The 8,989-nt window shown below is 70.6% G+C and carries 6 protein-coding genes and 1 pseudogene; 4 read left to right on the plus strand and 3 right to left on the minus strand.

Features of this window, described 5'->3' with window-relative positions:
• On the plus strand, window positions 1-629 hold a 629-nt coding region (locus VF697_RS24170), incomplete at its 5' end, for an oxidoreductase (RefSeq protein ID WP_331098853.1).
• 17 nt (window positions 630-646) lie between these two features.
• On the opposite strand, the gene VF697_RS24175 is transcribed toward VF697_RS24170, so the two are convergent.
• Together VF697_RS24175 and VF697_RS24180 are read right to left on the minus strand one after the other, a co-directional pair.
• A complete protein-coding gene (locus VF697_RS24175; protein WP_331098855.1) occupies window positions 647-1,834 on the minus strand; it encodes a hypothetical protein in 1,188 nt (395 codons plus the stop codon).
• 29 nt (window positions 1,835-1,863) lie between these two features.
• Window positions 1,864-2,526, minus strand: a complete 663-nt coding sequence (locus VF697_RS24180; RefSeq protein ID WP_331098857.1) for an RNA polymerase sigma factor — start codon at window positions 2,524-2,526, stop codon at window positions 1,864-1,866.
• Between the two features lie 481 nt (window positions 2,527-3,007).
• Between VF697_RS24180 and VF697_RS24185 the strand changes: the two genes are divergently transcribed.
• The 3 genes from VF697_RS24185 to VF697_RS24195 all read left to right on the plus strand — a co-directional run bounded on the left by VF697_RS24185 (window position 3,008) and on the right by VF697_RS24195 (window position 7,852).
• Window positions 3,008-5,485, plus strand: a complete 2,478-nt coding sequence (locus VF697_RS24185) for an ATP-binding protein (protein WP_331098859.1) — start codon at window positions 3,008-3,010, stop codon at window positions 5,483-5,485.
• A 174-nt stretch (window positions 5,486-5,659) separates the two neighbouring features.
• On the plus strand, window positions 5,660-6,364 hold the full coding sequence (locus tag VF697_RS24190) for a metallophosphoesterase (RefSeq protein ID WP_331098861.1): 705 nt from the start codon (window positions 5,660-5,662) through the stop codon (window positions 6,362-6,364).
• A 180-nt stretch (window positions 6,365-6,544) separates the two neighbouring features.
• A complete protein-coding gene (locus VF697_RS24195) occupies window positions 6,545-7,852 on the plus strand; it encodes a hypothetical protein (protein ID WP_331098862.1) in 1,308 nt (435 codons plus the stop codon).
• Here VF697_RS24195 and VF697_RS24200 read toward each other — a convergent pair.
• Window positions 7,849-8,989: pseudogene (locus tag VF697_RS24200) on the minus strand (hypothetical protein); the annotation flags it as partial. The gene VF697_RS24195 and the pseudogene VF697_RS24200 overlap by 4 nt on opposite strands.

Here is an 8,989-nt window from a genome sequence, read left to right on the forward strand (position 1 = left end):
CCGGCGCGAGCGGACTCGTCGGCGGCTTCCTGCTCGACGCCCTCCTGGAGAGCCCGCTGTACGAGGCAGTGCACTCGCTCGGCCGCCGCGCGCTGCCGCGCCAGCACCCCCAGCTCGTCCAGCACACCGTGGACTTCGCCCGGCTCGCGGCCGAGGCCCTGCCCGCCGCGGACGACGCCTTCTGCACCCTGGGCACCACCATCAAGAAGGCCGGCAGCCAGGAGGCCTTCCGCGCCGTGGATCATGACGCCGTGCTGGCCTTCGCGCAGGCCGCGAAGAAGGCGGGGGTCCGGAGCTTCCTGGTGGTGACGGCGCTCGGGGCGGACCCGCGCTCGCGCGTCTTCTACAACCGCGTGAAGGGCGAGGTGCAGGAGGCGCTCGAGGGCCTGGGCTTCGAGTCCCTCGTCATCCTCCAGCCGTCGCTCCTGCTCGGCGAGCGCGCCGAGAGCCGTCCGGGCGAGCGCGCGGCCATCGTGGCCTCGCGGGTGCTCGCGCCGCTCTTGCGCCCGTTCGGGAGTCGCCCCATCGAGGCGCACACCGTCGCGCGGGCGATGCTCGCCCTCGCACGCGAGGCGCCCAAGGGCACACGGGTGGCTCCGTCGGGAGAGCTGCAGAGGCTCGGCCGGTAGCGCCAGGGCTGGGAGGGTTAGAAGGAGAAGTCCCGCTCGAAGATTTCGTTGTTGCCCACCCGCACCATCAGGTGGGCGGAGCGACCGCCGGCACCGGTACCGAGGTCGAACTCGAGACCTTCTGGACCTGGCTGGGGCTTGAGCGAGGGCTTGCCGGGGGCGAGGAACACCGCCGCGGTCACGGAACGGCCCGAGAGGGGTTGCACCAGGAGCCGGGAGCGCTGGCGCTCGCGCACGAGCACCACGCGGAACTCCCGTCGCTCCTCCAGCACTTCGCGATGCTCGGGATGGCGCGCGGCACCGGGCCTGCGCGCGGGGGCGGTCTCCCGCGAGGAGCGGGCCGCCGGAAGGGGCTGCTCCTGCTCCTTGAGCGCCTTCTCGATGGCGTCGTCCCCCTCCTCCAGCGCCCAGATGGCCTGCGCGCACTCGAGACATTTCTGCGTGTGGCGATCCACCCAGGCCAGCTCGCTCGCGGACATCATCCCCATGTCGAAGCGCCACAACTCGTCTTCGCTCAGGTGGAGCAGCTGCCCCCGGGGTGGCTCCTCGACGCTCGCGGTGCTCTCGAGGTCCGCGCGACAGTCGGAGCAACTCCGCAGGTGGGGACTCGGCTGCTCGGGCGTGTTGCCCAGGGCCGCCAGGAAGTCGTCACAGTCCGCGCGGTCGTTGAACCACCAGGCGCGTGTCCTCTCGGCGGCATCGAGCACGTCGCGCTCGGCTCTGCGTTGCGCGTTGAGGGGGATGAACCAGCGGGCCTTCGAACGGAGCGCGGCGTCCAGACGTCCGAGGCCCTCGCGAAACGCCGTCAACCGCGCTGCCGTGTCTCCGTCGAGCGCGCCATGAAGTGATTCCCACTCCGCTATCGCGCGGACGGCGGACTCGGCCCTGTCTCGCGCGGTGAGACCTTCCAGGGAGGAGGTGCGCCACACCTCGGACTCCTCGCCTTCCTCCCCGAGCGCCACCTCGGCGGCCTCCTCCGCGGCACGCAGGAGCGCGGGCTGGAGCGCCTCGGGCTTGTGCGCGCGGAGCCAGGTGTCGAGGTCCGCGCGGCTCAACCCTCGCAGGGCCCGCTCCACTCCCTCCCGTCCCAACCGCTCGCCGCGCCGGAGAATGTCTCCAATCGCCTCGAGGGAACCGTCCGCGGGAGCGCCACCCCGCGCGAGCTGCTCACGACGGGACTGATAACGAGCGAGTGTGTCGGTCATGCGAGTACCCTCCTCCGGGTACGGTGGGCTCACTCCTGCCCGCCCTCCTTCTGGAGGTCGAGCAGGTAGAGCTTCAGGTAGGCCTGTGCGCGGCTGACGCGCTTGTACGAGTTGACCACGGTGATGTTGAGCCGCCGGGCGCATTCCTCGTGGTCCTCTACGTCCTGGTGGTGGTACAGGTCCCACGCACCCGCTTCCTTGGGATGCTCGCGCTGCAGGCGCTCGAAGGCGCGCCAGTAGACTTCCTGGGCCTCGGTGCGCTCCTCGTCCCGACGCGACTTGTCCATCGCGCGGTGCGCGTCGACGTGGGACTCCTCTGGAGCCTCATCCGGGTTGGCCACGGCTGGCGCGAGGTCCTCTCGCTGCCGCCGGTAGAAGTCGATGGCCACATGCTTGACGATGCGCAGGAAGAACGTCTTGGGAGACGCACTGCGCCCGGGCATCTGCTCGGAGACACCGCGGAACTGGTCGAGGCCGCGGTCGAGGAACTTGCCGATCGCGTCCTGGTAGAGCTCGTCCGCGTCCGCCGGAGAGCCGCGGCCGTAGCTGGCCTGGATTTTGGAGATGACGTAGCGGGCCGGGCGGGCCCAGCGCTCGCAGAGCGAGCCAAGGGGGGCTCCGACCGCCTCGCCCGCGGCGCGGCGTTGGAGCACCTCTGCGAACAGTTCGTCATCCGTGAGCTCGTCGAACACCGGAAGGACCTCGGAGCGCCGCCAGGAGGCACGAGACCCCCGCCTGGGCAGGGGGGGGTTCGGTGAAACGGCGGGTCAAGGTAGCACGACGGCATCCGAAGACAGCCTCCCGATGACGCCAGCGCCGTATGTCCAACAGCGGGCACACGAAGGGCGTCTGAAGGCAAGACGGAACCCGGGGGGGATTCCTGACGGGAAATTTTCCGGCCCATTTCCGGACCGTTTTTTTCAGACCCGAGCCCCCGCCGGACGGGCCTCGCCCTGGACGCCAGGACAGGCGGACAACCGGCGAAGGTCGGGCTGTTGCTGGAGTGTCACTCCCGGCACAAATCCCTGGAAGGGGCCCAGGGCCAGGAGGACGGGGATGTGGGGAGTCCAGTCAGAGCAAGCCCCCCCTGCTCCAGGACGTCAGCGGGGGAAGACGTCTTCCGGGGATGGGGACGGGTTGCGGCCGGCGGATGAGGAGCCGCCTCTCCTGCTCGTGGAGCAACCGCGCGCGTCCGCCGCCGATGTGGAGGCCCTCCTGGCCCCCTTGGAGCAGACGGTGCTCCGGGTCACCTCGATGAACGAGGGCCTGCATGTGCTGCTCCAGGAAGGGGAGGCCTCTTGCCTCCTCATCGACGCGCGCGGTGGCTGGGACGCCGGGTGCGCGCTGGCCCGAGCCCTTCGCGTGTACGACCGGGCCCGGAACCTCCCCATCCTCTTCCTCGGAGGAGCCGCCTGCGAGGAGGCGGAGCTGTTGAGCAGCGCCACCCCCGGCCCGGTGGACTGCCTGCTCGAGCCGCTCCGCCCGGAGATCCTCCGCGCCAAGGTGAGCATGTTCCTCGAACTCCACCGTCGGGAGCGAGCGCTCGCCGTGGCGCTCGAACGGGCCAGGGAGGCCGAGGCGGACTCGCGTGAGAGCGAGCGAAAGCTGCGCACCCTGCTGGGAAACCTGCCGGGCATGGCCTACCGCAGCGACCATCTACCTCCCTGGTCCTTCACCTACGCCAGCGCGGGGACCCTGGCGCTCTGCGGCTACGCCCCCGAGCACTTCCTCCAACGGCGGGTGAGCTGGGGAGACCTGGTCCACCCCGAGGATCGCGCCCGCATCCAGGAGGAGATCGAAGAGGCGCTCCACACCCGCTGGCCCTTCACCCTGACCTACCGCATCCGCACCCGCCTGGGCGAGGAGCGCTGGGTGTGGGAGCGCGGGGTGGGCATCTTCGGACCGGATGGGGAGCTCCAGGCGCTGGAGGGCTTCATCGTCGACATCTCCCGCTTCCGGCAGGCGCAGCAGGCGCGGGAGCAGCTCCACGCGCGGCTCGAGGAGGAGCACCGACGGCTGGAAGCCATCCTCCAGCAGCTCCCCGTGGCGGTGCATATCGCCGAGGCGCCCTCGGGGAGGACCCTGCACGCCAACACGCAGGCCGAGTACCTGCTGGGCCACCCCATGCTCGAGACCACGTGCGTGCAGGACTTCGCCCGGTACCGGGGCATCCACCCGGATGGGCGGCGCTTCGCGGCGGAGGAGTACCCCATCGCCCGGGTGCTGGCCACCGGGAAGCCCCAGCCGCAGCAGGAGGTGCTCTATGACCGGCCCGACGGCTCCGTGCGCAGCTTCCTCATCAACGCCGGGCCCATCCGGGATGCCCGGGGAGCGCTGCAGGCGGTGGTGGCCAGCTTCATCGACATCACCGCGCTCAAGCGCGCCGAGGCCCACCAGACCTTCCTCGCCTCGGTGAGCGAGACCCTGGCCGGCTCGCTCGACTACGAGACCACGCTCTCCCACGTGGTGCAGCGCGTCGTGCCCGACTTCGCGGACGGCTGCGTGTTGGATCTCCTCGAGCCGGACGGCAGCCTCCGCCGGCTGGCGATCGCCCATGTGGATCCGATCCGGGTGGAGATCGCCCGGGAGCTGGCCCGCCATCATCCCTTGCGGCTCGAGGACGCCACGGGCTCGGGCGCTGTCATCCGGACCGGGCGCACCGAGCTGGTGCCCGAGGTCACCGACCAGATGCTCGTCCAATACGCGAGCGACCCCCGGCACCTGGAGCTGCTGCGCGGGAGCGGGGTGACGTCCTCGCTGACCGTGCCGCTGCATGCGCGCGACCGCACGTTCGGGGCCTTGTGCTTCTTCTACTGCCGGGGGGGCAATCCCCGTGCGAGCCGCCGCTATGGCCGGGAGGAGCAGGTGCTGGCCGAGGATCTGGCGCGCCGGGCGGCGCTCGCGGTGGACAACGCACGCCTCTACCGCGAGGCCCAGCTCGCGGTGCAGCTGCGCGACGAGTTCCTCTCGGTGGCTTCCCATGAGCTGAAGACGCCCCTCACGCCGTTGAAGCTCACCCTCACCGCCCTGAGCCGGGAGCTCCCACCCCGGGAGGGGGTGCCCGGGTCCGAGCCGGTCCAGCGTCACCTGCGCGCGGCCCAACGCCAGGTGCAGAAGCTCTCCATGTTGATCAACGCCCTGTTCGACGTCAGCCGCATTGCCCGGGGGCGATTGATGCTGGAGCTGGCCGAGATGGACCTGGGCGAGGTGCTGCACGAGGTGGCGGCCTGGTTCGCGCCCGAGGCGGCCCGGGTGGGCTCGGAGCTGCGGGTGGAGGGCGAGCGGCACGTCCCCGGCCGGTGGGATCGGCTGCGGCTGGAGCAGGTCGTCACCAACCTGCTCTCCAATGCCATCCGCTATGGCTCCGGCCGCCCCATCCGCGCCCGCGTGGAGCTGGACGGGAGCCGGGCACGGCTGGTGGTGCGCGACGAGGGCATCGGCATCTCGCTGGAGGCCCAGGAGCGTATCTTCGACAAGTTCGAGCGGGCCGTCTCGGACCGCCACTATGGAGGCATGGGGCTGGGGCTCTACATCACCCGGAGCATCGTGGAGGCCCTGGGCGGGAGCATCCGGGTGGAGAGCCGCCCGGGCGAGGGCTCCACCTTCATTGTCGAGCTGCCCCGCTCCGGTCTGCCGGAGTCCTCCCGGTGAGCCGACCGTCAGGAAGAGCAGGCCCTCCACGTCCCTGGGGTTGAATCCAATTTTCGGGCGCCCGGCCGGAGAGGCCCTACAAGCGCTCGGTGGTTCACGCCACCGACCCTGAACTCCAACTTCAGACCACTGGCTTCTCCACTCGGGCGCCCACCCTTTCAAGGAAGCATCACCATGTCTCGCACCATCGTCATCGGAGACCTCCACGGCTGTTACGACGAGGCCCTGGAGTTGCTCGACCGCGTGGGCGCCACCTCGAGCGATCGGATCATCTTCACGGGTGACCTCGTCGACCGCGGCCCCAAGCGCCGCGAGTGCGTCGAGCTGGCCATGCGGCACGAGTCCATCCTCGGCAACCACGAGGAGAAGCACCTGCAGCAGCGCCGCCGCAAGGACGCCGACCTCCTCCCGGACCACCTGGAGACCCGGCAGGTCCTCGCCCCCGAGCACCTCGAGTACTTCGCCACCCTCCCCCACTTCATCCGCCTGCCCGAGCACAACGCCGTCATCGTCCACGCCGGCGTGCTGCCCGGCAAGCGCATCGAGGAGCAGGACACCTACCACCTGCTCCACGCCCAGTGCGTGAAGCCCCCGGAGCGCAAGAGCTTCTGGCCCTCGAAGGCGCCCGCCGACTACCGCTTCTGGACGCACCACTGGAAGGGCCCCGAGCGCGTCATCTTCGGACACACCGTGTTCGATCGGCCGCTCGTCACCGAGCACGCGGTGGGCATCGACACCGGGTGCGTCTACGGCCGCGCGCTCACGGCGGTGGTGCTCCCCACGTGGGAGCTCGTCTCGGTGCCCGCGCGCCAGACGTACCGGGGCGGCAAGGACGTGGCCCTGCTCCCCGTCCACGGCGAGGTGAACGTGTTCTCCTGAGCGGACTCCAGCCCGATGGACCCGGAGGCTCACGCCCGGTGCGGGCACTCACGCGCTCGCCCCGAGTGAGGCGTGTGGTACAAGGCCGGCCACCGGCCGCCCGAGGAGCGGCCGGGCCGTGAGGGGTCTCCGTCAATGAAGTCACCCAGAGGGCGCGCTTGGGCCTGTGTGGCTGTTTTCGTGGCAGCCACCATCGTGTACGAGTCCAGTCCCATCAAGGGCGCCGGTGACTTGTTCTGGAGCCTGCCCACCGTGTTCAGCATCCTGCGCGAGGGGAACGCGGACCTCGACGAGTACCAGGAGGGCTTCCACCACTACCCCGGTGCCGTGGAAGTCGTCGATGGGCACTACCGGAACTTCTTCCCCATGGGGTCCGCGCTGGTGGCCCTCGGCCCCATCTGGATTTTCAACGGCGTGGTGGACTTCATCGCCCCCGTCGCCAAGCACGTCCCCAAGCTCGCCAAGGGCGTCTCCAACTGGCAGAAGAACTTCGCACGCGTCGGGAACATCGATGCGTCGTTCATCTACACGACGGACATGGTGCTCGCCTCGCTGCTCATGGCACTCGCCGCCGTGTTCATCCAGCTCATGGCCTCGGAGTTGCTGCCCTGGAAGTGGGCCCTGGTGGTGACGGGGGTGTTCGCCTTCTGCAGTTCCATCTGGTCCACCGCCACCCGCGATCTGGGGCAGCACGGGCCCTCCGTGCTGATGCTCTCCATCGCGCTCTGGCTCCTGGTGCGGGGCCGCCGCCTTCCCCACGGCGTGCCCTGGGCGGGCCTCTTCGTCGGGCTGTCCTATGTGATGCGGCCCACCAACAGCATCTCGGTGATGCTCCTCAGCCTGCTGGTGCTGCTGCGCTACCGGCGCTACTTCCTCGCGTATTGCGCCATGGGCCTGCTCGTCGCGCTCGCTTTCTTCTCGTACAACGGTTCGGTGTACGGAGCGATCCTGCCGCCGTATTACCAACCGGCGCGCATCATTCCCGAGAGCGGCGGCCTGATGCTGGAGGCGCTCGCGGGCAACCTCGTCAGTCCCGCGCGGGGGCTGTTCATCTACTCGCCCATCTTCCTCTTCTCGCTGTACGGCCTGGCCCTGGAGCTCCGCGCGCCGCGCGCTCGGGTGGAGGCCCTGGTGGTGGGCGCCATCCTGCTGCTGCATTGGCTCATCATCTCCAGCTTCCCCCACTGGTGGGCGGGCCACTCGTACGGCCCCCGGTACATGACCGACATGGCGCCCTACCTCTGCTACCTCCTGATTCCCGTCGTCGACATGCTGCGCACGACGACGGCGGAGCCGGTGTGGAAGCGGGGATTCGTGCTGACCTTCGCCGTGCTGGCGGGGTGGAGCTTCTTCACCCACCTGCGTGGCGCGACGAACTGGGAGGCCGCGGCCGGCTGGAATGCCAGCCCCACCAACGTGGACCAGGACCCCGGGCGCCTGTGGGACTTTCGAGATCCCGCCTTCTTTCGGGGCTTGAGGAAGGGCTAGGCGGCGCCCACCTCGAGCTCCGCGGCGAGGGCCTCCAGGGCGGCGGGAGTGATGCGCGGATCCTGCCGCAGGAGGCTCAGCGCGCGAGCCGATTCGGCCGCGCCGGGCTCGGCACTCTGCACCTGGACGACGAAGGCCGACGCGCACAGCAGGGCCCGGGCGGCACACCCCGCGGAGGAGGCGGAGTCTCGCCCCGCGAGCAGCACGGCGGAGAGGACCTCATTCACCTCCGGGAGCGCACCACCCGCCAGGGTGCGCACGCGTGCGAGCGTGGGGAGGACGAAGCGCCGAGGCTCCTCCAGCCGCGCGGCGAGCGCGAGCGCTCGGGCCGCCGTGATGGCCAGCGTCTCCTCGCCATCACCCCCCCCCAGGTGCGCCACACAGCGGCGCGTGAGTCGGACCAGCAGGGGCGCCAGCGCCGCGCTGCCTCCAATCAAGCCCAGGGCTTCATCGAGCATCCGCGCGTGCCAGTCCTCGAGCCGCGCGGGCAAGGGCCGCACGGGTGGCTTCACGCTCTCCACGGCGGGCTCCTCGAAGGCCGCGTCCGGAGGCGGTGGAGGTTCCACGGAGAGCAGCACCGGCGGGGGACCCGCGTGCACCCGCTTGCCGGGCTCCGTCCGGGCGACGGGCAGCAGGGTGGGCGGGCGCGGTGGGGTCCTCTCGGCGAAGGAGAGCTCCTCGCCCGCCGCGCCAGCCATGTCCTCGAGGAGCGAGCGGCGCCCGGGGAAGGCCCGGGCGAAGAGACTGGCGATGTCGAGGTGGTCCACGCCGAGCTGACGCTCCTCGAGGAAGCGTCGCAGGATGTCCGAGAGCTCACGCGCTGAACGGAGTCGGGCCTCGGGATCCGCGGCGAGGGCGCGGAGCAGCACGGACCAGAGCGACGGGGGACACCCGGGCAGCGGCTCCAGGCCGCGCTCGTCGAAGGCGCCGATCCGCTGGACGACCTGCGGAGAGTCCTCGAAGAGGGGTCGTCTGGCGAGCAGCTCGTACAGGAGGGCCCCGAGGCGGAAGACGTCGCCGCGCGCCTCCACGAGGCGACCTCGGGCCTGCTCGGGCGTGAGGTAGCGGGGCTCGCTCCGGCAGACTCCCCCCAGGTCAACGAGCTTCACCTCGCCACGGCTGGAGATCCACACCTGG

Source organism: Archangium sp. (genome assembly GCF_036388035.1).
Taxonomy (GTDB): Bacteria; Myxococcota; Myxococcia; order Myxococcales; family Myxococcaceae; genus Archangium.

Coding starts and splice junctions, on each gene's coding strand:
- VF697_RS24175 (WP_331098855.1), bottom strand. CDS start 1,834: ATGACCGACACACTCGCTCGTTATCAGTCCCGTCGTGAGCAGCTCGCG.
- VF697_RS24190 (WP_331098861.1), top strand. CDS start 5,660: ATGTCTCGCACCATCGTCATCGGAGACCTCCACGGCTGTTACGACGAG.